Raw genomic sequence first — 25,164 nt, forward strand, 5'->3', positions numbered from 1 at the left:
GGCCCAATGGCCAAGAGGGGGCGGACAGCCCCCTACCCCTCAATCTATCAGAAATCCAGATCCGCGTAATGTGGCGGTGGCCGGAATCCCGGAACCTGATCCGCCAGAATCGAGCGGAACGCCGGGCGGGATTTGATCTTGGCGTACCAGTCCTTCACCGCAGAGCTTCGGTTCCAATCTACGTCCGAAATGTAATCCAGCGCCGACAGATGCGCCGCCGCGGCGAAATCGGCCAATGTCATCTGATCTCCGGCCAGCCAGCGACGGTGATCCAGCAGCCAGGCCATATAATCCAGATGATACTTGATCGCGCGCGCGCCTTCCTTGACGTTCTTGCTGTCCGGATAGCCTTGCCCCGTTACTTTCTTGTTCACCCGCTCATACAGTAGCTTTGAGGTCACCTCGTGGTGAAACTTGTCATCAAACCAGCCTACCAAACGCCGCACCTCATAACGTGCTTCGGCTTTTTTAGGCATCAAGGGTGGCTCGGGTCGGGTCTCTTCGATATATTCGCAGATCGCGGCGCTTTCGGCCATGATCTGACCATCCAGTCGCAGCACAGGAACCTTACCCGCCGGGTTGCGGCGCAAAAAATCCGGGTCCTGTTCCCAGTATCGTTCTTCGACCAGCTCAACCTCGATCTTCTTTTCGGCCAGAGACAGGCGAACCTTGCGGCAATAGGGCGAGAGGGGAACGTGAAACAGACGCGCCATGAACTTCCATTCGAACCAGTAGAGTACCCTTCAAGCTTTAGCCGCTGAGGGGTCTGGGTTTCAATCCTCGAAACACGCGGCGCGTCCATCTGCGCGGATGGTGGCCGCTCCATCCAGAATTGACGCGGCACGCCTGCGGGTCCGCACCGATGGATCCGTCACCGACCGGTTGCGCGGGGATGGCAGAATCGCCGCCACACGCGCCGCTTGTGTCGGAGACATTTTTGCCGCACTCACCCCATAATACTTCTGCGCCGCGGCCTCGACGCCAAAGATCCCTTGTCCGGTTTCCGCGACGTTCAGATACACTTCGAGAATGCGCTGCTTGCTCCAGACGATTTCAACAACCGGTGTCATCGAGGTTTCAAGCGCCTTGCGGACCCAGCTGCGCCCCTGCCAGAGAAATACATTCTTGACCACCTGCTGCGTGATGGTCGATGCACCCCGGCTGCCGCCATCTTCCAGCGCATCGCGGATCGCTTCGACATCAAAGCCCCAATGCAGGCAGAAGTTGGCATCCTCGGCTGCTACGACCGACCGCGCCATGATCGGGGCAATCTCTTCGATCGGCACCCACTCGCGATCAACCTTCCCAAGCCGACGCCACTCGGACCAGATCGTATGCGTGACCGGCGGGTTCACGACTGAATAGATCAGAACCAAAGACACAAAAGCCACGACCATCGCCAGAACAACACGAAGGGCCCAGCGCCGTATCCGAGCGATGGGGCCTGTTGTTTTGTTTGATCTGGACGCCTTCTTTTTCTTACCGCGCGGTTTGCGGACTGCTTTTTTTGCCATGCCTTGCTATACGCCGCGAAGGGCGTATTTGAAACGGATTATTTCGACAACATCTGTCCGTCGCGCGGTCGCACAACCGGGCGTGCAGTTCTGACTGAGGCTGCTCCGCGCGCCGCCAACTCCGGGAACAAGGCCAATACTTCTGCTTGCGTCCGACGCTCGGCCTGGGTCAGTGCATGTCCCGGGTAGTAGCTTTCACTTTTGGCGCCATTGGCGAACACGATCTCATGTCGCCGGAACAGAATGTGGATATAATCCACCTCGCCCCCTTCGACACGCGTGACTGTTGTTCCGTTCACAAGACAATGGGCAGCGATCAGAACTTCTTCATGGCCAAACAGGTAGGGTGCACGCCAATCATCGATCAGCATCCTGTGCTGCGGCGAAACAAGCAGAGGGCGCGTGAGCCCGAACATCCCTGTCTCGAACCGAATTGGGGCCAGTTTACCCTCGGCTGCTACCTTGGTCCGACCAATCCAGAGCACAGGTTTAGCGCCGCTATCCGCGGTCGTAACCAGATCTCCAAGTTTCAGGTCCTCGACCGGCCGGGGCCCATCGGGGGTATTAATCAATGTGCCGGGCGTAAAGCAGGGCGGACCGAGATCACCGTTGGCGATATCGACCGAACCAAACGAAGCCCCATCATCGCTAAAATCGGTGACTGACGAAGAAACAAACGTGCCTTGCTGCAGAACCGATCCGTCTGTTGGGGTAAAAACCTCGCGCCCGTCAGCAAGGTAGAAGGTAACGCCGGTATATGTAACCTGCGCACCACCCGGCAACTCGATCGTCACCATATCATCGAAGTAAGACGCAGTGATGTCAGATCCGTCGACCGAGTCTCCATTCAGCCGGTTGACCAGATCATCGTCATTCTGATCGATAATATCAAAGAACTCGACGTTCAGCGTGGATCCAACAACGGTTCCGTTCGCACCCGGATTGGCCGGGTCGAGCACAAAAAACTGGTCTGTATACGTCGTGGGCACACCGATATTCCACTTCACTCACATCATTGGGATAGCAGCATGCCTGCATTTCCCGAATAAACTATGACTAAAGCTAGGCGTTATGCACGGCATTACACAAGAATTGGAAACAATATGGCCAGACAAAAGAATACCCGGCGTGTTGGGAACGACACGCCGGGCCAAAGATTTAGATCTCTCAAGACCTATTCTGCAGGAACCGCCGCCACCTCGGTGGTCAGAGGATGACTGAGCTTGTTCAACATCTCTTTCGGGCAAACCTGCAGGAAGTTGGTCTTTTCCACATCCCAATGCTGTAAGATATCAATGGCTTTGCGGCTATTGGTTTCCGCGACATGGCGCTCGATCATTGCTTTCAGCTGATCTTCCCAATGGTCCACTGTCACCGGACAGGTGACAAGCGTCTCCATGTTCATCAGCGCTTCGGCCTTGCCTTCGGGGTCGTACAGATAAGCCATACCACCCGTCATCCCCGCACCAAAGTTGGCACCGATATCGCCGAGAATAACCGCAACGCCGCCGGTCATGTATTCACATCCGTTCGAGCCGCAGCCTTCGATAACCACTCTGGCACCTGAATTTCGCACCGCGAACCGCTCACCTGCGCGGCCTGCTGCAAATAGGTGGCCATCGGTGGCACCGTATAGGACGGTGTTGCCAATGATGGTGTTATATTCCGCCTTGAGCGGGCTCACCTGCGGGGGTCGCACAACAATCATGCCGCCCGAAAGCCCCTTGCCGACATAGTCGTTGGCATCACCCGAGACCTCCAGCTTGAGACCTGGAGCGGCAAAAGCCCCCAGCGACTGGCCGGCCGAACCCTGCAGTTTCACATGCAAGTGATCGTCCTGGAACGTGTTCCGCATGCCGAAATTCTGGACGATGTGGCTTGAGACACGTGTACCCACGGTCCGATGCGTGTTCTGCACCGCGTAAGATAGTTGCATCTTCTCACCGTCTTTCAGGAACCGTGCTGCATCGCGCACAATCTCGGCATCCAGCGTATCCGGCACTGCATTACGATCCTTGTCGCGGTTGTAGACGATATCATGTGCACCATCGACGGTGATCAACAGCGGGTTGAGGTCCAGATCATCCAGATGCGCCGATCCGCGGCTGACCTGTGCTAGCAGATCAGCACGACCGATGATTTCGTCAATCGAGCGTGCGCCGAGGCTAGCCAGCAGTTCTCGCACTTCCTGTGCGTAGAAGGTGATCAGGTTCACCACCTTGTCCGCGTTGCCAGTAAACTTGGCACGCAACGATTCGTCCTGCGTGCACACGCCCACCGGACAGGTGTTCGACTGGCACTGGCGTACCATGATACAGCCCATTGCGATCAGGGCGGCGGTACCGATGCCGTATTCCTCGGCGCCCATCATCGCGGCCATGACGATGTCACGACCGGTGCGCAGGCCACCATCCGTCCGCAGAGTCACACGGTCGCGCAGGTTGTTCATCGCCAGAACCTGATGGGCTTCGGTCAGGCCCATTTCCCATGGCAGGCCGGCATATTTGATGCTGGTCGCAGGTGAGGCCCCAGTGCCGCCATTGTGACCCGAAATAAGGATAATATCGGCTTTCGCCTTGGCCACACCGGCAGCAATCGTGCCAACGCCCGAGGACGCCACCAGCTTAACCGTCACTTTGCAGCGCGGGTTGATCTGTTTCAGGTCATAGATCAGCTGCGCCAAATCCTCGATCGAGTAGATGTCGTGGTGCGGCGGCGGCGATATCAGCGTCACACCCTTGGTAGAATGCCGCAGACGCGCGATCAGGTCTGTGACTTTCATACCCGGCAGCTGACCGCCCTCACCCGGTTTCGCGCCTTGGGCGACTTTGATCTCAAGCTCTTCGCACTGGTTCAGGTATTCGGCGGTCACGCCGAACCGGCCCGAGGCCACCTGTTTGATCTTGGCCGACGGGTTGTCACCGTTGGGTTCGGGCACAAAATGCGCCGGGTCTTCACCACCTTCGCCGGAATCCGACTTCGCGCCAATCCGGTTCATCGCCACGTTTAGTGTCTTGTGCGCCTCGGGGCTGAGGGCGCCCAGCGACATGCCTGGAGTGACAAAGCGTTTGCGGATTGAAGTGATCGATTCGACCTCTTCGATCGGCACCGGCTTGCCCAGCGGCTTGAAATCCATCAGATCGCGCAAGTGAATCGGAGGATTGGACTGCATCTTGGCCGAATACTGTTTCCACAGCTCATATGAGGCGCGGTTACAGGCCATTTGCATCATGTGCATTGAGGTTGCTTCCCACGCGTGGGTCTCACCCGATTTACGCGCTTTGTAGAAACCTCCGATGGGCAGAACATCCAAACCGCTGTCCCACGCCTTAGCATGAATTTCTTCGACTTTGGTCTGAATGCCGGTGACACCGATGCCGGAGATACGACTGGTCATGCCCGGGAAATACTCGGCCACCATCGCGCGGCTGAGACCCACGGCTTCGAAATTCAGACCACCGCGATAGGACGAGATCACCGAAATACCCATCTTGGCCATGATCTTCAGCAGACCCTGGTCGATGGCTTCGCGATAGCGCGCAACGTTTTCGGTCAGGTTGCCGTCCAGCAGACCACGGTCAATGCGATCAGCCAGTGAGTCTTCGGCCAGATAGGCGTTCACAACAGTCGCGCCACAGCCGATCAGAACCGCAAAGTAATGAGGATCAACACATTCAGCAGACCGCACGTTCAGCGAACAAAAGGTCCGCAAACCCTGACGGGTCAAGTGCGAATGCACAGCACTGGTGGCCAGGATCATCGGCATCGCCACACGACCTTGCCCTGAATTCATGTCAGACAGAACCAAGTGACCCGCGCCCGAGCGCACGGCTTCTTCCGCTTCGGCTCTAACACGTGCCAAGGCGGCGCTCAGAGCGCCTCGGCCGGGTTCAAAGCTACAATCGATCTCCGCAAGGGGTGAACCCAGTTGATTGACCAGGGTGTCCCATTGTGCATTGCCGACAAAGGGGCTTTCCAGAACGATTATCTCGGTCTGGCTGCTGTCTTCGTCCAGCACGTTCTTAAGGTTGCCGAACCGCGTCTTCAGCGACATCACACGGTATTCACGCAAACTGTCGATCGGAGGGTTCGTCACCTGGCTGAAGTTCTGTCGGAAAAAGTGGCTAAGCGGGCGGTATTGCTTGGACAGAACAGCCGAGGGCGTATCATCCCCCATCGAAGCCAGCGCCTCTTTGCCGTCCTCTGCCATCGGGGCAAGAATCTGTTCTAGGTCTTCCACAGAATACCCTGCCGCAATCTGACGCTTGCGCAGTTCTTCTCCGGTGAATTTCGGGTGTTCCGTAACGCCCGCAAGTGACTCGTCCAGATCGTTGATCTTGCCGACCCAGTCGCCAAACGGCAGTGCTCGGGCCAGTTTGTCCTTGATCTGCTTGTCGCGGAACAGCTTGCCCTTTTTCATATCGACAGCCAGCATCTGGCCCGGTCCCAGCGCGCCTTTTTCGGTCACGGTGGCCTCATCAATCGGCACCATACCCGCCTCGGACCCCGCGATAACCAGACCATCGCCGGTTACCACATAGCGCATCGGGCGCAGACCGTTCCGATCCAAACCGGCACACACCCAGCGGCCATCCGTCATTGCTAGCGCAGCAGGGCCATCCCAAGGTTCCATCACTGAGTTGCAGTAGGAATACATATCGCGCCAGCTTTGCGGCAGCTCGATTGCTTGCTTGGACCAGCTTTCTGGAACCAGCATGGTTTTCGCCATCGGCGCCGAGCGCCCCGCACGCACCAAAACCTCGAATACCGAGTCTAATGCGGCAGAATCCGACGATCCGCCCGCTATGATCGGCTTGATATCCTCGGCATAGACGCCAAAGCTGTCCGAGGTCATGCGGATCTCGTGGCTTTTCATCCAGTTGATGTTGCCTTTCAGCGTGTTGATCTCACCGTTGTGCGCCAACATACGGAAGGGCTGAGCCAGCCACCATTGCGGGAACGTGTTGGTCGAATAGCGCTGGTGGTAAATGGCAAAAGCGGACTCGAACCGCTCATCCATCAGGTCGGGGTAGAAAACAGCGACCTGCTCGGCCAGCATCATACCTTTGTAGATGATCGACCGGCAAGACAGCGACGCCAGATACAGCCCCGAGATTCCTGCGGCCAGCGCCGCCTTTTCAATACGGCGACGAATGACATAGAGTTCACGCTCGAACGTGTCTTCATCCACGCCTTTGGAGTTCGAGATCAGAATTTGCTCGATCTCGGGCCGGGTCGCGTTGGCCTTTTCGCCCAGACAGGTCACATCAACCGGCACATGTCGCCAGCCATAAATATAGTAACCCATACGTAGAACTTCGGTTTCCACGATGGTCCGGCACTGTTCCTGCGCGCCAAAATCCGTGCGGGGCAGGAAAACCTGACCGACAGCAACCAGTTCATCCAAGTTTGGTTCATGACCCGTGCGACGAATCTGATCATAGAAGAATGGGACCGGGATCTGCACATGGATACCTGCGCCATCCCCGGTTTTACCGTCCGCATCCACCGCGCCGCGATGCCAGATTGCCTTTAGCGCATCGATCCCGGCATCCACCACCTTGCGTGACGGCTTACCATCGACGGACACAACAAGGCCCACACCGCACGAGGAATGCTCTTCTTCCTCTGAATAGAGACCGTTTTCTGCCATCCATTTGCGCTTGGCTTCCTCGACCCGCACCCAATCGGCATCATATTTGGTCATTGGCTGTCTCCTTTTTCCCAAGGGGGCACACAGGCTTTGGTTCATCTGTCGGCGTTCGCTTTCGAACGCATACCCGCTGGGATTTTTCGAATTGCTTTTGCGTTTTGTTTCACTCGGCTGCGATGGCGGATTTGGCGTTAAAACGCTCAATTATGGCATCTGCGCAATCGCGCCCGTCACGGATCGCCCAGACCACCAGCGAAGCACCGCGCACGATGTCGCCGATGGCATAAACGCCCTCCATCTCGGTCGCACCGGTCTGGAACGCTGCTTTGATTGTACCCCAGCGGGTCACGGGTAGATCGGGTTGGCCGAATAAGGTGGGCAGGTCTTCGGGTTCGAATCCAAGCGCCTTGATCACCAGATCGGCCTCTTCGACATAGTCTGCGCCCTCAATCACTTCGGGAGCCTGACGGCCCGAGGCATCGGGCTGGCCCAGACGCATCTTCTGCACCATGACACCGTTCACTTGCTCATCGCCGGTAAAGCCTTTGGGTGCGCTAAGCCATTCGAAGATCACGCCTTCTTCCTCGGCATTCTGGGTCTCGCGCTGCGAGCCCGGCATATTGGCGCGGTCGCGGCGATAGAGGCATTTGACCGACGTCGCACCCTGACGAATCGACGTGCGCACGCAATCCATCGCGGTATCACCCCCGCCGATGACGACCACTTTCTTACCTTCCGCGTTCAGGCGGCCATTGTCGAAGTCATCAACCGCATCGCCAAAACTTTTGCGATTCGAGGCTGTCAGAAAATCGATCGCCTTTTCAATCCCACCCAGACCGCTGCCGGGCATGGACAGATCACGGGATTTGTAGACGCCCGTTGCAATAATCACCGCATCATGTTTCGCGTGGATTTCCGCGAATTTCGCGGCGTCCACATCGCAGTTCAACTCAAATGCAACACCACCATCTGCCAGCAGGTCATTTCGGCGTTGGACGATATCCTTTTCCAGCTTGAAACCGGGAATGCCGTACATCAGCAGCCCCCCCGCACGGTCATAACGATCATAGACCGTGACCTGAATACCCGCCCGGCGCAGCATATCCGCCGCTGCCAATCCACCGGGTCCACCGCCAATGATACCCACGCTTTCGTCGCGCTCGGCACGAGGCTGAACGGGTTTGACCCAGCCTTTATCCCAGGCTGTATCGGTAATGTATTTCTCGATCGAGCCGATGGTGACCGTACCGTGGCCTGATTGCTCGATCACGCAATTGCCTTCGCACAGACGGTCCTGTGGGCAGATGCGGCCGCAGATTTCAGGGAAAGTGTTGGTAGCCTGGCTTGTTTGATACGCCTCTTCCAACCGCCCGGTTGCCGTCAGGTTCAGCCAATCAGGGATATTGTTGTGCAGCGGACAATGGGACTGGCAATAGGGCACTCCGCACTGGCTGCATCGGCTGGCCTGTTCGGCCGCCTTCTCCGCGGCGTACTCGGCATAGATTTCATCGAAGTCCTCTTTGCGGTCACTGGCGGCACGCTTTTCAGGCATGACACGATCGATCTGCACAAATTTCAGCATCGGTTGCTTGGCCACGGGTCAGACTCCATGAATTGGCTTGGTCAGGGTTCTTTAAGTGAAGTCATTCTGGATGAAAAGTCAACTGTACTGACCTATATTGAGAAAACTGCATCGCTCGATGTTTTTTCAGAGAAATTTGTCGTGTTTTTAGTTCCGATTCGGACCTATCTGGACACTTCACTTTCCCGTTGCCCGCTTATACCCATTGTTCTCAACAAAACGAGCACGGTACCGGCGGAGCAGATGAGCCTTTTTCACTTGATTCTTGTGGCGATCATTCAGGGCGTCACCGAATTCTTGCCTGTGTCTTCATCCGGGCACCTGATCCTGCTGCCCCGCCTGACTGGCGCGGATGATCAAGGCCTGGCAATCGATGTCGCCGTCCATGTAGGAACACTTGGCGCGGTTATTCATTATTTCTGGTCAGATGTGAAACAAGCCCTAGCCGGGATACCCCAAATTATCCGAGGACGAATTGAGACGCCTCAGGCGCGGTTGGCACTGGGCTTGGTCATCGCCACGATTCCGACAGTCATTGCGGGCGGGATCGTGTACCTGACGGGGCTTGAGCAGACTCTACGTTCAGTCGCCGTCATCGGATGGGCGATGCTTGGCTTCGGGTTAGTGCTGTATTGGATGGATCAAAAGGGGGTACAAACCAAACGTAGTTCGGACTGGGGCCTAAAGGACGCAATGATCATGGGGCTGTGGCAGATGTTGGCCTTGATCCCGGGGACTTCACGCTCGGGGATTACGATCACAGGCGCTCGCCAGCTTGGCTATACACGCGAAGATGGTGCGCGGATTGCCATGCTGATGTCGATACCAACGATTGTCGCTTCGGGCGTCCTGCTTTCGGTCGACGTCGTCCGTGAGGCGGACACACAGCTGGCCAAGGACGGCGCGATTGCCGCAGCCTTCGCCTTTGTTTCGGCTCTGCTCGCGCTTAACCTGATGATGCGGCTTCTGCGCAGCGTCAGTTTCACGCCCTATGTGATCTACCGGGTCATCCTCGGAGCAATACTGCTAATGATCGCCTATAGCTGATCAGATGCGCAGGTTCTTGGCCGAGTTCTGAATATCGTCATACTGGCCCGCGGGGCGGAATTTCCACAGATATTCTGGCAGAACCGATTCCAACGTCGCGGGCTCGATCCCGAGGTCTGAAAAACCTTTAGCGTCATCCGCCGCCACATTATCGCGCCGCAAATTTTTAAGCTGGTCACGGGTCAGGATATTGTTCGGAAACAACTGAAAACTGACGAACTTCGCGATATCCAACACACCCGCCATGATTTTCGCCGCCCAGAAAGGCATCCCGATGATGATCCGGCGGCGATGAATTACGTCGAGCATCTGCTGCATCAACGCGCGGAAACTCTTTACCTCTGGCCCGCCCAGTTCATAAACACCGGCAGACGCTTTGCCCAGAACGCCTTGAACTGCCGCTTGCGCAACATCATCGACATAGACAGGTTGAAATTTCGTTTCCGCCCCAACGAGCGGCAGGAACGGGCTCATCCGTGTCATTCCTGCGAAGCGGTTGAAAAACTGGTCTTCGGTGCCGAAAATGACTGATGGGCGCAGAATGACGGCACCCGGCATGTGTTGCAAAACGCCCGCCTCGCCCTGCGCTTTGGTGCGCGCATATTCGCTGTCGGATTCGGGATCCGCACCGATGGCCGAGATATGAACCATGCGGTCAATACTCTGAGCGGCCGCCAGCCGGGCGATCCGTTCGGCACCTTCGGCCTGCACTGCATCGAACGCATTCTTGCCCAGCTCATTCAATACGCCAACGCAATTCACCACGGCGTCCACACCATGCATCGCCGCACTGACCGAGGCGTCATCACGGATATTGCACAAGATAGGCTCGACCTGACCAACCGCGCCATAGGGTCTGACGAACATCGCTTCATTGGGCCGCCGCACAGCGACGCGGACACGCCAGCCTTCGGCAGCCATACGCCGCGCGATATATCGGCCGACAAAGCCCGATCCACCGTAAATCGTGACGAGTTTCGACATGATGGCGCTCCTGCTGTCTTGGTCTGAATTGATCTAGCGCCCACGAGCCCGTCGAACAAGGCGCAATAACGCCGCGCTTCTCTGAAAATCCGTCGCGTGAACCAGAAGTTGGGGCACGCATCAAAAAACTTTCAAAAACCCCCCCGAATCTGGTTGACGCCCCCTGCCAGTCAGCTTAAACGCCCCTCCACGACACCTGCCCAGGTGGCGGAATTGGTAGACGCGCTAGCTTCAGGTGCTAGTGTCCGTATGGACGTGGAGGTTCGAGTCCTCTCCTGGGCACCATATCCCCTTAAAAATATATTTAAAAATAATATGTTACGGACCGAATTGGTCTTGCAGTCCACCTTGTGGACCACCTTTTGGTTTCGGGTTCATTGACTGCACTCAATGCCAAATGTTTTTAACCAACTTGCTCGCATCGTCCAAATGTCCGAAATGCCTATTAAGTTTGGAGGGTACCCGCTTTTCCTCACATTACATCCGGTAGCCAATCTGAACTGCGACTTCAGGTGATAGAGTCGTCTCGCTTGTGAAATCAACGAAAATAAGATCGGATGAGTAGATGCGAACGACGATCACCTGGCGTTGATGGGATGATGATAAATCCTTTGCCCAATGGTGGATAAAACAAGCATGGTTGTTCGAGTAAGAATCTGACCAACAACAAACGAGCTTACTATGCTAAAATCACTGTTGGCTAATATCCGCACCAAGACCGTCAACAAACCAAACGTGTTCTATTGCCTAACGCCCTATCTCAACACCTTAGACCCGATTGAAAACCCTCGCACTCGCACCCGCGAGGATGGTCAGAAGGAAAAGGAGGTTGGGAAGGATAGGAAAACCGGCCGGACGATCTGGTTGCCACTTTCGGATTAAGCTGCTCTGGTGCAACACAGTAAGCCCACAAGAGCTGATCGAGGCACGCTCAATTACGTGCAACGCGCTTCATCAATTTCTTTTTCTTGTTCTTTGTCTATGTCTTGATGGAAGTACGTTTGCGTTGCGTTCGTAGAAGACGCCCATTGATTTCATTGCAAAATCTCAAATCATCTCGGTATTGACGATCACTGATTGTTACCGAATCCGGTACGTTTGCATTTTTTGGAGGCTGCGGATCGAGCGATTTCCAACGTACGAAAGACAAAAAATTGAAAAGGCGCCTGCCAACTGAAAGAGCCTTCAGCACCCGGACATTCGCAGCAAGAGTTCAGGTTTCATTGCCTCGACCCCAATGTTTGTCCTTCTGCCTTCTTGCTGCTCTCTCCGCTCTTGAGGTAGCGTCTTGCTAAGAAATTTTGAGGCGAAATAATGCTCACAGGCAACATCCGAAACCAGGTCGATCAGATATGGAATGCGTTCTGGTCAGGCGGGGTTTCCAATCCACTTTCCGTAATCGAACAGCTAACCTTCCTAATGTTCATTAAACGGCTCGACGACCTGCGTACCGTCGAAGAACGCAAGGCCGAGGATCTGGGCATTCCCATGGCGCGTCGCATCTTCCCGGAAGGCAAGGACGACAAGGGCGAGCCCTACGACAACCTGCGCTGGTCCCGCTTCAAGCACTTTGAAGCGCGTGAGATGATGCGGATCGTGGATGAGCATGTCTTCCCCTTCCTCCGGCAGCTTGGTGAACAGGGCTCTTCCTATGGTACGCACATGAAGGATGCCCGTTTGGGCTTCTCCAACGCCAACCTGCTGGCCAAGGTTGTGCAGATGCTCGACGACATCCCCATGGACGACCGTGACACCAAGGGCGACGTCTACGAATACATGCTGGGTAAGATCGCCAGCGCGGGAACAAATGGTCAGTTCCGCACTCCAAGGCACATCATTGAGCTGATGGTTCACCTCATGGCGCCGACGCCCACCGATACTATCTGTGACCCGGCGGCGGGTACCTGCGGCTTCCTCGTTGCAGCGGGCGAGTACCTACGCGACCACCACCCAGAGATGCTGCGCAAGAAGGAAAGCCGCGACCACTTCCATAACGATATGTTCCACGGGTTCGACTTCGATGCCACGATGCTGCGGATCGGCGCGATGAACATGACATAGCACGGTGTCGACAATGCGGATGTCTCGTACCGCGACAGCTTGGCTGAGGAGCATGGAGCGGACGCGGGTGCCTATTCCCTGATCCTCGCCAACCCGCCCTTTGCCGGGTCGCTCGACTATGACACGACTGCCAAGGACCTGCTGAAGATCGTCAAAACCAAGAAGACCGAGCTTCTGTTCATGGCGCTGTTCCTGCGTCTGCTGCGGACCGGCGGGCGCGCGGCAGTGGTTGTGCCGGACGGGGTGCTGTTTGGCTCGTCCAAGGCGCACAAGGACATCCGCCGCATGTTGGTGGAGGAACACAAGCTCGACGCCATCATCAAGCTTCCTTCGGGTGTCTTCAAACCTTACGCGGGTGTTTCCTGTGCCATCGTGGTTTTTACCAAGACCGGTGTGGGCGGAACCGAGGATGTCTGGTTCTACGACATGTCGGCCGACGGCTTCAGCCTTGATGACAAACGCACGCCGCTACTGGACGCTGAGAAGCTTGGCGTAAAACCTTCAGAGGTGCCGACAGAGGAAGAGCACGGCAAGAACAATCTGCCCGACATTCTGACGCGCTGGGCTGCTCTGGAAACCGAGACTGATCGCCCAAGGACTGCACAGAGCTTCTTGGTCAAAGCGTCAGAAATTGCTGCTACTGGGTCGTGGGATCTGAGCCTGAATCGGTACAAGGAGATTGAGCATGAGGATGTTGAACACGCTTCACCGGAAGAAATCATAGCTGATCTGCGTGCGCTGGAGGCCGAAATCTCCGACGGATTGGATAGGCTAGAAGGGATGCTAGGATGAACCTTGTCCCTCTAGGCGATTTGATGCCGTCCCGTATCCCAAGTGTTAACCCTGCTAAACACCCCGACGAAGTCTTTGAGCTTTGGAGTATTCCTGCATTTGATGTCGGAAAACCCGATATAGTTTCGGGTTCCAAAATTGGCTCTTCGAAGAAATGTGTGGAGCCTGGTGATGTTTTATTGTCTCGCATCGTTCCGCACATTCGGCGTTCTTGGGTCGTGCGACCATCAACTTCTAACCGACAAATCGCATCCGGCGAGTGGATCACGTTTCGTGGTTTAGACTTCGACCCCAACTACCTCCGGCACATACTAACATCGGATCCCTTTCATGCGGAATTTATGAAAACCGTTGCTGGTGTCGGTGGGTCGCTATTGCGAGCACGTCCTGAGAGTGTGAAGGCCATAAAAATCCCTTTCCCACCGCTAGAGGAGCAAAAGCGAATTGCGGGCATACTGGATCAGGCCGCAAGCCTCTGCCGCCTCCGCACCCACGCCCTCGACAAACTCAACACCCTCGGACAGGCGATCTTTCATGAGATGTTTGGAGATCCAGTATCTAATCCGCACAAGTATCCCATTGTTGCTTTGGAAGACCTTTGCCAGGTAATTTCCGATTGCCTTCACAAGACGCCGAAACACCTTGAAAATAGCACCTCAGGTTACCCGTCGATACGAAGCTCTGACTTGATATCAGGCAACATAGACTTCTCCACGACAAAACATGTGGACGAAACGACCTACGTCGAACGGATTGGGCGTCATAGACCTGTAGCAGGTGACGTCGTCTACTGCCGTGAAGGGGCTCGCTACGGCAATTGCGGGATCGTACCTGAGGGCGTTGACCTATGCCTTGGCCAACGGACGATGCTTTTTCAAGCGAAAGAAGGCTATGTAGCTCCCTACTATCTCTGGTTTGTGGTTAGGTCGGACTGGGTAAAGCACCAGGCTGATAGAGTGGTAGGCGGCGCCGCTTCGCCGCACGTGAATATTCGCGACATCCGCAAGTTCCCGTGCCTCTTGCCGCCGCTCAGACAACAGGAACGTTTTGCACAATCAATAGCTGAAATATATCAAACAAGACAGCGACTGCTTACCTCGCAAGACGAGAGCGAAACCCTCTTCGCTTCACTCCAACATCGTGTCTTCCACGGAGAGCTGTGACATAAGCGAGCTCCATCATCATTCAATGCCCGGGGCCATGCTCTAACCCGGACTTAGGCTATAGGAATGGTGCGTGAACGCGCCCAGAGGTGAACCGCTCGATGTAGGACGCACTTATTGTTTTTTGCTCGTCATCACTTCGATCCATGTTTTTGAAAGCCTAATGCCTAGTACAGAGGCGAAAATAAAAAGCCATGCATATCCGGTGTTGAAGATTTGATAGTAATCGGAATGATTTTTTTCAGAGAGATTTGGGATGGTGATAGACAGCAGCTCGCCAACACTCGTAATTCCAAAAGCCTCGGATACTTCAGTTAGTTCACCAAGGTTCTTTATCTCATAGTTTTCTGGGTCGCCTGTGGTCAGTTTTCCCTCGGAAACAATCTCTAGAATTTCGTCAATCTCCAAGTTTAGGATTGGCATTGCCTTTTCGCAATCTGCTTCCTCCCATGCCGTGAGATCGTCTCTTTCACAAAGTGTTCTCATGGCATTGTGGGAGTATACAATGGCGGACTTGTTGAGATTGTCATCTTGCTGCTCTTGTCTGGCTTGAAAATCCAGCAGCGACAGGATCAGGCCGAAGGCTGCGCCGCAATACCAGATGTAGTCGATGGCTTTTACTTGGTAGGTTGCTGGGTTGCTCGATTTGTAAGCTCCCTTTCCGATCAAGAAAGCAATGAAAATAGCCAAGATGACGATAATGCCTCGCAACGGGATGAAGAAGGGAGATTTCGCCGATATTTTTTCTAAGATGTCTTGTTGATCCAAGAGATAGATAAATGCAAACCAGACTACCAAGAAAAAGACGATCCCGATCAGGTACCAAGGTTGATTTTTCGATTCTTCGCTCGCCATTTGTTTTTCTTCTGCCTGCCTATTAGCCTTTGATTTCACGGCTAAGTAACTGACAAGGTTAAGGTTGTCACTTGGTTTTTAATTGGCAAGAAGAGCGAAAATCCTATTTTCTTCGGCTGACAATGCCGGGTACAGAGGCGTCATTACTGTTCGATGTACCATCGTTCTCAACGTGTCCGGGGATCATATCGCCTTGTTTGTTGCTGCCGGCTGTACAATCACACAGCTCATGTTTTGAACTTATACGTTGTGGTTACCTGCCAGAGGTTCATGAGAGCGTGGAGAAAGCAGGCCGAACAATGCGCTCACGGGTTGATCGCAATCTGAGACGCTTCTACGTTGCTGTTATTGTTTGGAATCTCTCATGACTCAGTTTGCATTTCTCGCCGATGACTTCCCCGCTTTGCACAAGCATGCCGCCAAGGCGGAGACCCATACACTGTCCGATCCGCGCGGGGCGTGTTTCTGGGCTCGCCTGACGCTGGAGACAGCGCTCAAGTGGCTTTACCAGAAAGATCCGGCGCTGCGCAGCACTTACAACAACACGCTAGCCGCTATGATTGCCGAACCGAGCCTTGAAGCGCTGACCGGCCCCGCCATCGTCACCAAGGCGCGCTACATCAAGGATCAGGGCAACCGGGCCGCACATGACTCAGGCAAACCGCTGAGTGCCCACGACGCCACCGCCTGCGTGCGTGAGCTGTTCCACGTGTGTTACTGGATCGCCCGAACCTACGCCAAGACTACACGTCCTGATCCAGCTTTGACCTTTGACGTGAAACGTCTTGAAAAGTCGCTGACTATTACCGCCAGCACCGTCGCCCAGATCCAGAAGATCGAAGGCGACATTAAGGCTGAACGCAAACGCGCTGAAGAGGCAGAGGAGGCGTTGCGCGCTTCTGAGGAGGGACGCGAAGAGCTAGACCGGGAACTGGCTCGGGTCCGTGCCGAGATCGTCGCGTTGAGAAAGGCCAACCAAAGTGTCCAGGACACTCACGACTACAATGAGGCCGAAACGCGCGACAGCTTCATCGATCTGCTTTTGGCTGAGGCGGGCTGGCCCTTAGATCAGGAGCGCGATCGCGAGTTTCCTGTGAAGGGCATGCCAAACGAGAGCGGTGACGGTTTCGTCGACTACGTTCTTTGGGGCGATGACGGAAAGCCTCTGGCACTGGTCGAGGCAAAACGCACCAAAAAGGACAGTCGGACAGGGCAACAGCAGGCGAAGCTTTACGCTGACTGCCTTGAAGCCGCATACGGGCGGCGACCGGTGATTTTCACTACAAATGGTTATGAGCATTGGGTCTGGGACGACTTGGCTTACCCACCGCGAGAGTTATCCGGTTTCCTGAAGAAAGATGAGCTACAGCTACTTCATCAAAGGCGAACCAACGTACGCGCCTTGTCGAGCGTTGATATCGACGTAGATATCGCGGGTCGCCATTATCAGCAGCGCGCAATTCGGCGCGTTGGGGAGGCATTCGAAAAACACGCCCAGCGCAAAGCGCTTTTGGTTATGGCAACAGGAAGCGGTAAGACGCGAACAGTGATCGCTCTCATCGACCAACTAATGAGAGCCAACCGCGTCAAACGTGTTCTATTTCTGGCCGACCGTATTGCACTGGTTAAACAGGCGAATAGCGCTTTCAAAGTACACCTGCCTGCAACACCTTGCGCCAATCTGCTGGAGCGCCACGACCCAAAGAAAAACGATCACTCAGGTGCTCGTGTTTGCCTTTCAACCTACCCCACTATGATGGGGCTGATTGAAGAGTCGAAGAACGGCGAGAAGCGCTATGGCCCCGGTCACTTTGATCTGATCGTAATCGATGAGGCGCACCGCTCAGTTTATCGAAAGTATCGGGCAATTTTCAGCTATTTTGACAGCCTGCTGGTGGGACTAACAGCCACCCCACGCGACGAAATTGACAAAGATACCTACTCGCTGTTTGGGCTTGAGAAGGGTGTTCCGACTGATGCCTACGATCTCGATGATGCAGTCGCGGACGGCTATCTGGTTCCGCCGACAACCATATCTGTTCCGCTGAAATTCCAACGAGAAGGAATTGCATACGATCAGTTGAGTGATGAAGAGAAGGAAGCTTGGGACGCCATTGAATGGGATGAAGAAGGTACCCAGCGCGACCGCGTTGAAAGCGCCGATTTGAACAAGTGGCTATTCAACGTGGACACCGTAGACAAGGTGCTTGAGCACTTAATGCGAAACGGGATCAAGGTAGCTGGCGGTGATAGGCTCGGCAAAACCATTATCTTCGCCAAGAATAGCAAACATGCTCAATTCATCGTGGACCGTTTCAATGAGAACTACCCGTACTACAAGGGTGAGTTTGCTAAACTGATAGACTACAGCGTTTCCTACGCTCAAACCCTGATCGACGACTTCTCGGAAGCAGAAAAAGCGCCTCACATAGCCGTTTCGGTGGACATGCTGGATACTGGGATTGATGTGCCTGAGGTTGTCAATCTTGTTTTCTTTAAAATCGTGCGTTCAAGAACAAAATTCTAGCAGATGGTAGGAAGAGGCACCCGTCTGTGCCCGGACCTTTTTGGTCCAGGCGAGGATAAGCAAGCTTTTGTGATCTTCGATTTCTGCCAGAATCTGGAGTTCTTCAAGGAAAACCCAAATCTGGCCGAGGGCGCCAGCGCAAAACCTATCGGTGAACGACTATTTGCGGCACGAGTGGAGCTTATTGAAGCTCTAGCTAATTACGAAAACGCCCATGAGCAGCTAATTGACTCAACTAAAACCCGCCTCCGCGACGAAGTTATGGGTATGCCGCTCGATAACTTCATCGTTCGAGCCAAGCGCCGAAGCGTTGAAAGGTTTAGGGACTCTGCGAACTGGTCAGATCTGACTTTGGACGAGCGAATGGCACTTTTGGAAGACGTCGCCGGTCTTCCCTCTGCCTATGAAGACGGTAGCCTTCCCGCGAAACAATTTGATCTCTTGATCCTCAGCACTCAACTTGAACTCCTGAAACAAGAGGGCGGGTTTGCACGCCTGCAGTCCCGTATAATTAGCTACGCTTCAGGGTTGGAGGAGTTGTCCAATGTACCCCTTGTTGCAAAAGAGTTGGAATTGATTTTAGAAATTCAATCCGACTGTTTTTGGGAAGACATTACTCCTGAAACTCTTGAGATGGTGCGTCGCCGCTTGCGTCATCTGGCCGAGCTCATCAAGCCAACCGAGAGGAAGACTGTAATTACAAACTTTGAAGACGAGATCGGCGAAGGCAGCGCTATGACGATGCCGGATGTCGGCAGCGGCGTAGATAAAGCACTGTTCAAGATGAAGGTTCGACGCTTTTTGGAACGACATCGTGACCACATTACCCTAATAAAGGTACATCGCGGAGAGCCCCTTACATCGCAGGATATCGACGAATTAGAACGGATTTTAATCGATCAGGAAATCGCTGATGAAAAGTTGATCGCGGAGTTAGGCGATGACGGAGGACTTGGGCGTTTTCTTCGTTCGCTGACCGGTTTAGATCGAGCAGCTGCCAAAGAAGCGTTTAGCGCCTTCGTTTCGCGACATCAGCTTAACGCAGATCAAACCGACTTCCTTGACCTAATCGTGGACAGTTTGACCGAAAGTGGGATCGTTGATCCAGCATCGTTTTATGAGAGCCCTTATACAGACTTCGACGATTTGGGCATTGCGGGCTTGTTCAATCGAGATCAAACACAAGAGATCATCGAAATCGTTCGTGGCTTAAACGATGCAGCAGCCGCCTAAAATCGGCCTCATAAATAGGCTAAGCGAAACACTGCCCTTGAGTTACCTAAGACAAAAATAGAAATTTGCGCTGGGTTTCAGATTAGCACTTTTGCAATTTCCCAATCACTATCACAGTCACGTTGTCATACCCTCCAGAGTTTAATGCTGCGGAAACAAGAGCTTGCGCCGGATGGGTGCGGTTTTGACTTAGAATTTTCAGTATTTCCTCGCTTCCAATCATATCGGTTAGGCCGTCGGAGCACAGTAAAATACGGTCGCCCGGCGCCAGTCTTTCACTTTGCACATGGGGAAATATTGGTGCTCGGTGAGTAGTTCCACCGAGCGACTGAGTAAGTCGATGGCTTCGTGTTCTGTGGTCGCCACCCATACCTATTGTGTGATCAGTGCTGGTTTGAACCAGATCAGTGTCTCTCACGATGTAAGCGCGACTATCTCCCAAATTGAAAAACAATCCAACTTCATCGCGAAATGCGATTCCAACAATTGTGCTTCCCATACCCGGTCTACCAAGAGGCGCGAACATTGCTTGAAATACTTTGCGGTTGACGCGTTCAAGGATTTCGCTGGCAGAAGTTTTACCTTCGATTTGATCAGCCATTTTGATCAGTTCCGAGATGGTGATCTCACTAGCAATTTCGCCTGCTTGGTGGCCCCCCATCCCATCGGCAACCGCCGCGATCCAACGATTGCCGCGTAGATCTACAGTCCACGCACCGTCACCCCCATCAGCGGCCCAGGTTCCAGCGCAACAATTGTCTTCGTTTCTGGAACGAACCACGCCAGTATGTGTAGCTATCCATGCCGTTCTCATACTAGTTTCATGTTCTCGTTCTGGATTTGTGGGAAATCAACGCGTCTCTAATTTGTTGTACATTTTGCGGTGATCTTGTTACCAGGCCATCCAATTTGATGAAGCCAGAGCGCCTGTTAACTTCGCCAAGAAATGGGCGATTGGCAACAACCGCCAACTCATTGTCTTGGATAAGAAAGAACAAGCTGCGTCTTGAGTGTCTACCTATCGAAAGTTTTTTCTGATCTGCTCGTCTGACGAGTTCAAACATCGGGTCAAACTTGTCTCCTTTGAGTGGTTCGGTTGGAGTTCTGAGAACTGTTTCGACATGAACATCGACGCCCGACTCGCAAAGCCGATCTATCTCTCGGAGCCGAAATCCATTCAATAGCAACGGTTGAACACCCGCGCTCGTGATTATTAGTGAGTGCGTAGCGTTGGCGATGGCTTCATCGAGCAAATCTTGCTGCTCGTAACATGCCAGCGGCCTAGTCGTCATAGACAAAAGAGAGTGTTCCGCGACTTTTAACTTTTCGTTAGCTTCTTGAAGTGCCTTTGCGGCTGCAGAAGATCTTTTTTTGTATTGGGCAGCGGGCAAAATTGAGCGAACCTCACTCTCTGCCGCTAAGTGTTGGCGTCTTGCCTCTACCAGTTCATTGGGATCAGGGAAGGATTTAACCATTTCCCGACCCACAACACGTTGAAGGTATTGCCGAGTTCGACCCTCCGAAACTGCTTTGATTAAACCCATTTTTTTTGGTCCGCCTCGTTCAGCAAAAGCTCTCTCATGCTGCTCTGATAGCTTACCATCAATTGCGAAGGCGATTTGGATTTCGGAACCGCTGTTTGATGCAAACACGAGCGCAACAGCTTCTCGAAACACGTTACTGCGGCGAGAGACACGCTTTAACGCCAAAACAGTTCTACGAAAATCTTCGCCGCCCTGTCTCCGAATGACACGACTGATTTCAGGAATGGACAATTCTGAAATTGATGGTGGCTCGGCTGGGTAGGGGCGGATTTCAATTGCCCCAAAACTTCTAAGCTCAGAGGCTCGTCTCACACTAGAACTGACTAAGCGTACAGGGAATCGGCGGATTCCGTCATAGTCGACAACAAGCATTTCTTCTCTGAGTTCTTCTTGGCGTTCATTGGCCAAACGTTTTTCGCCCAGTTCGGTTAACTTGAAAGCGTCGTTGCCGGAATGGCCCATTTGCCTGGATAAAAGGCCATCGGAGACCAGGACGTTCACAGCCCCTTGTACGATTTCCGGCCCTAAGCCCAATAGGCGGGCCACTTCGGCTTCTTGTCCATCTGCCAGTGCCAATCCCCTCATTACAAATTCTTGAATGGTCGGCAGTGCTCGTTGGGAGGTGGTGACTGCCTCGATCGTAAGGCGAAATACCGGCAGGCCAACTTCAGCATAGTCAACTAGCGTAAATCCGTCTCTAAACTGGTGCAGTCGGGCGATCTCCTCTGGACTCATGACAAGGTCTCCATTGCGCAATCCTCTGGGTTGCGGTCCATGTAGTCGATAACGGCCTCGAAAGGATTGTTGCCATGAATCGATCGACAGAAACTTTGGTCACCAACAATCAACAAGGCGCTTTTTCCTCGAGAAAGCGCCACGTTTAGTCGCGGACGTTCTTTGAGAAATCCAAGTCGCCCGCGCTTGTTTGAGCGTACGACCGAGTAAATGCATACATCAGCTTGGCGTCCTTGGAATGCATCTACGCTATTGCATGACACCTCAAGGTTTGGCCACTCAGCAGCACCTTGCATCACCATTTTGTCAAGCAATCCGACCTGAGCAGTGTAACCTGAAATTACAGCGACCGAAATAGACTGATGTTGAATGTTTGCCACAAATTGAAGCGTTTGCAATCGCTCTCGCACTGCAGCGACTTCGGTTGGATTGCAATAGGTTGGGCCTTGTTCACGCTCGAAGGGGTTTTCAAGTGCATGAGTAGAATACCACATCACAGGTTTCGGAAAGGCGAGCTCAAGCTTTAGCCCGTGTGTCTTGATGGGGCTGTTAAGCTGACCGTCATAAAAACACTCACTGACCAGATTTCCAATTGGGCGCACCATACGGTACTGGTTGCTGAGCGCTGCACGACAACCTTCCGGCAAACCATCAGGCTTTTCCAGTAGACGATCCAACAGGGTCGCTTTCACCTCCTTGTCGTCAAATTCACTTCGTAGTTCGTCCCCCAGATCTTCAAAGAAGGGCGGTAATTGCTTCGGATCACCAACAACAATCCAACGCTGGCTACGCGCCATTGGAATCAGGATTTCTGTCGCTGTCGCTTTAGATGCTTCGTCAACAATACACAGGTCGTAGGAGACTTCGCCCATCCCCTTTACTCCAGCAATGCCTACGCAGGTACCGGCAATAACTTCCGCAGAGGACAATAAGGCAGCGTTGAAGTCAGGTGATCGCCCAACACGTAAACTCCACTCCTCAAGCAGGGACAATCGTTCGCGGCATTCTTCAGCCGCCGGGCCGGAATTGAGGAAATGCTCAGCCCAGTCTGTCAGATCGCGAACGTCGCAAGATGTTGCGAGTTCTTCAGCGTAACCACCGATTTCCTTAAGTTGATCCCTTACTCGACGTTCTTCCTTGCGGAGTACACCAAGCTCTCGTTCTGCCACACCAATCTCGTTGTCCAATTGGGTTGTCTGTTCGGCAATATCGTCATCTTCGACGACTGGGTGATCGTCACCATCCGCGGGAGTTTCAACGTCTTTACGTTCTTTTGTCAGATCAGAAATGGACGCCGCAAGCTCTTGCTGTCGTCCTAGGATTTGAATTAGACGTTCCACCATTATTCCAATTTCGACCATTCCTCGGTCGACACCATTTTTTTCGGCCCAATCGGACATTTCCTCCTCTGCCAATCGACGTACTTCACCAATCCAAGACTCCACACGCTTTTCGAGGAGCAGTTCTTTACTTTCATCGGATATCTTCGGTTCGTCCACTCGCCCGATCCGAATTAGCTTCATCTCAGGATCAAGTGTTGAAACACGCTCCAGAACATTATCCAAAGCGATGTGCGTTTGTGATGAAAGTAGAATGCGATGTCCTGGGTTTCTTCGAAGCCACTGAACGACGATTTCGCTAATTAGCTTAGTTTTTCCCGTGCCAGGAGGGCCCTCAATAGCAAGAATATCCTCTACACCAAGCGCTTTAGAGAGTATCTCAATTTTTTCGTCATCGAGATCGCTGTCCGTTGGATCGACATTGGAAACAGGTGATGTCGGCGTTGCGTTTCCCGGTTCGAGAATTATCGACTTCAAGCGATTACTGACAGCTCGTCCAAATACTACTGAGTCAAGAGCATGAGTTTGGTGCGAGAGCGCTCGCTGTGCGAGCAGTGTATTGAGTATTATCTCGCCGCGCTGCGGCAGTTTGTTAGGATTTCCGTAAGTAACGTCCATTGTAACCTGATTGAACGAAACTGCGCTAACCACGCCAATCACTCTGCCGTTTGCTAGCTGTATTAAACGGTCTTGACCAACCAGTTCCTCTTTCTGGGCTATGTCAGTAGTAAATACTACTTTCTCCCCGGATACGTGACGGTTCAAATAGGTGATTGCATTTGCACGATTGGCTTCAAGGTCTGCCCTGTCACGAAGATAGCTCCTCCACGCCCGAAAAACACGTTCTGTGGCCCGAGAGTCTCGTTCCGCTTGGATAGCATCTCGCTCAGATTTTGCTTCAACCAAAAGCATCTCGAGAGCGTTGCCTGCCTGTCTCGTACCAGCCGGGCGATTGAAGCTTATTCGCAGGCGACTATTTGTTCCCGCTTCACGCAAATCTGAAGCGTGTCCCGCACCAATTTCAATTGCTTTCGTGATGTGAAGCAGTTCTTTGTGTTTGCCAGCTACTGAAGCCTCAAAGCACCAAGTTGCTCCAACAATTTTAACTTCGCAGGGGTCTCCGTCACTCTCCCTTAGGTTAAGAGAGCAAACTTCCTCGAGCTCCTCATGAACGAACCGTTCAAGAGCCGCTCGCCCTTCGAAACCAAGTCTTTTTTCGAGGTAAGGTAGTACATTACCCGCCATTTCGATGTGAATTGTAACAAAGCCAGAGTTGGTCTTCTCGTGATCCAGCATCGCATGTTCCAGTTGTTCTCGCAGAACAGCTGCCAAGCGCGGTCGATCCGACACTTCCTCACTTAGACATCGATCCAATATTGGGCGAATCTCACGTGGAAGCACAGCTTCTTGCTGTGCAATCCGAATGTCATCGTCGCTAGTGATAATTCGACCTGCTACGCAGGAAATAGCAACTGCAGCAAAGGCGAAACAATCTCGGCTAAAAATATAGTTCTCATCGTCTGGAGTAGATGGTGTGTAGCCGGGAGTGTAGTCGAAGCGAAAAGTTAGCCCCTTAATCGCCCAGTTTCCACCATTGTCTAAGAGCTTGGCGATCCCATAATCCGCTAGTTTTGGTTTTCTGTCAGAAGTTACGAGAATGTTTTTTGGCTTAATGTCCCGATGAGCGATTCGTTGCTTCTGCCCGAATACAATCGCATCCAGTAGAGGTGAACCATAACGATCCCAGAACACAGTCCACGGCATCGCGCCTTCGTCTACAATGGCATCTTCAAGGTTGTTTTCAATCCACTCAAGTACAAGATACCAATTGCCTTCGTCGTCTTGGTCTACCTCAACAAGCTCCACAATGTTGGGATGAACAAGGTTTTGGAGCGTGCGGACCTCGCGGTGAAAGCCTTCCTTAGAACGCTCATCATCTGGACCAAACTTAACCCGCTTGATCGCAACAAAATTTCCCGTGTTCTGGTCAAGTGCCTTTATGACCGATGCTTGGGCACCAAATCGCTCAATGCTAGTCAGCACATAGCGGCCACCGAGCGAATTGATAACAGAACTATCTTCGTTCGCCATGTATTCTCACAATTCTAGAGTGTTTCCTTGCTGTGCAATTCAC

General features: G+C 53.4%; 15 protein-coding genes, 1 tRNA gene and 1 pseudogene. 7 read left to right on the forward strand and 10 right to left on the reverse strand.

The features are described from left to right. Positions 1-47 precede the first annotated feature (47 nt). From I5192_RS15935 to I5192_RS15955, 5 genes are all read right to left on the reverse strand, one after another. Entirely contained in the window at positions 48-713 is a 666-nt protein-coding gene (locus tag I5192_RS15935) for a glutathione S-transferase family protein (protein WP_170399162.1), read from the reverse strand. 60 nt (positions 714-773) lie between these two features. Further along, positions 774-1,514, reverse strand: coding sequence for a monofunctional biosynthetic peptidoglycan transglycosylase (gene mtgA, locus I5192_RS15940; RefSeq protein WP_170598598.1), 741 nt, complete (start codon positions 1,512-1,514; stop codon positions 774-776). A gap of 38 nt (positions 1,515-1,552) precedes the next feature. Then, on the reverse strand, positions 1,553-2,521 hold the full coding sequence (locus tag I5192_RS15945; protein WP_255611981.1) for a Hint domain-containing protein: 969 nt from the start codon (positions 2,519-2,521) through the stop codon (positions 1,553-1,555). A gap of 167 nt (positions 2,522-2,688) precedes the next feature. Then, complete coding sequence (gltB, locus tag I5192_RS15950) at positions 2,689-7,221, reverse strand: glutamate synthase large subunit (protein WP_223117261.1); 4,533 nt, start codon at positions 7,219-7,221, stop codon at positions 2,689-2,691. Positions 7,222-7,330: 109 nt separating this feature from the next. After that, positions 7,331-8,764, reverse strand: coding sequence for an NAD(P)-dependent oxidoreductase (locus tag I5192_RS15955; protein WP_170466699.1), 1,434 nt, complete (start codon positions 8,762-8,764; stop codon positions 7,331-7,333). Positions 8,765-8,992: 228 nt separating this feature from the next. Between I5192_RS15955 and I5192_RS15960 the strand changes: the two genes are divergently transcribed. After that, positions 8,993-9,796 carry an undecaprenyl-diphosphate phosphatase gene (locus I5192_RS15960; RefSeq protein ID WP_223117262.1) on the forward strand — a complete coding sequence of 268 codons (804 nt, stop codon included), beginning with the start codon at positions 8,993-8,995 and terminating at the stop codon, positions 9,794-9,796. Here the strand turns inward: I5192_RS15960 and I5192_RS15965 are convergent, their stop codons facing one another. Beyond that, on the reverse strand, positions 9,797-10,780 hold the full coding sequence (locus I5192_RS15965; RefSeq protein ID WP_223117263.1) for a complex I NDUFA9 subunit family protein: 984 nt from the start codon (positions 10,778-10,780) through the stop codon (positions 9,797-9,799). Between the two features lie 198 nt (positions 10,781-10,978). On the opposite strand from I5192_RS15965, the gene I5192_RS15970 reads away from it, so the two are divergent. From I5192_RS15970 to I5192_RS15985, 4 genes and pseudogenes are all read left to right on the forward strand, one after another. Continuing rightward, positions 10,979-11,065, forward strand: a tRNA-Leu gene (locus I5192_RS15970). A gap of 396 nt (positions 11,066-11,461) precedes the next feature. Beyond that, entirely contained in the window at positions 11,462-11,662 is a 201-nt protein-coding gene (locus tag I5192_RS15975) for a hypothetical protein (RefSeq protein ID WP_223117264.1), read from the forward strand. 432 nt (positions 11,663-12,094) lie between these two features. Beyond that, a pseudogene (locus tag I5192_RS15980) lies at positions 12,095-13,633 on the forward strand (N-6 DNA methylase). Continuing rightward, entirely contained in the window at positions 13,630-14,796 is a 1,167-nt protein-coding gene (locus I5192_RS15985) for a restriction endonuclease subunit S (RefSeq protein ID WP_223117265.1), read from the forward strand. The pseudogene I5192_RS15980 and the gene I5192_RS15985 overlap by 4 nt, the downstream one beginning before the upstream one ends. A 114-nt stretch (positions 14,797-14,910) precedes the next feature. On the opposite strand, the gene I5192_RS15990 is transcribed toward I5192_RS15985, so the two are convergent. After that, complete coding sequence (locus tag I5192_RS15990; RefSeq protein WP_223117266.1) at positions 14,911-15,651, reverse strand: hypothetical protein; 741 nt, start codon at positions 15,649-15,651, stop codon at positions 14,911-14,913. 364 nt (positions 15,652-16,015) lie between these two features. Between I5192_RS15990 and I5192_RS22545 the strand changes: the two genes are divergently transcribed. Both I5192_RS22545 and I5192_RS22550 read left to right on the forward strand, forming a co-directional pair. Next, entirely contained in the window at positions 16,016-18,178 is a 2,163-nt protein-coding gene (locus I5192_RS22545; RefSeq protein ID WP_255611984.1) for a DEAD/DEAH box helicase family protein, read from the forward strand. Between the two features lie 3 nt (positions 18,179-18,181). Further along, the gene (locus I5192_RS22550) at positions 18,182-19,411 is read left to right on the forward strand and encodes a type I restriction-modification enzyme R subunit C-terminal domain-containing protein (protein ID WP_255611986.1); all 1,230 of its coding nucleotides are present in this window, start codon (positions 18,182-18,184) and stop codon (positions 19,409-19,411) included. 82 nt (positions 19,412-19,493) lie between these two features. Here I5192_RS22550 and I5192_RS16000 read toward each other — a convergent pair whose 3' ends face one another. From I5192_RS16000 to I5192_RS16010, 3 genes are read right to left on the reverse strand one after another with little or no spacing between them, the layout of a single operon-like run. After that, positions 19,494-20,225: a PP2C family serine/threonine-protein phosphatase gene (locus I5192_RS16000; RefSeq protein WP_223117267.1), complete on the reverse strand. Its 732-nt coding sequence runs from the start codon at positions 20,223-20,225 to the stop codon at positions 19,494-19,496. 7 nt (positions 20,226-20,232) lie between these two features. Then, the gene (locus I5192_RS16005) at positions 20,233-21,690 is read right to left on the reverse strand and encodes a hypothetical protein (protein WP_223117268.1); all 1,458 of its coding nucleotides are present in this window, start codon (positions 21,688-21,690) and stop codon (positions 20,233-20,235) included. Further along, a complete protein-coding gene (locus tag I5192_RS16010; RefSeq protein ID WP_223117269.1) occupies positions 21,687-25,121 on the reverse strand; it encodes a serine/threonine-protein kinase in 3,435 nt (1,144 codons plus the stop codon). The genes I5192_RS16005 and I5192_RS16010 overlap by 4 nt, the downstream gene beginning before the upstream one ends. Positions 25,122-25,164: the final 43 nt, after the last annotated feature.

Origin of the sequence: Ruegeria sp. SCSIO 43209, assembly GCF_019904295.1 — a bacterium.
In the GTDB taxonomy this organism is placed as follows: domain Bacteria; phylum Pseudomonadota; class Alphaproteobacteria; order Rhodobacterales; family Rhodobacteraceae; genus Ruegeria.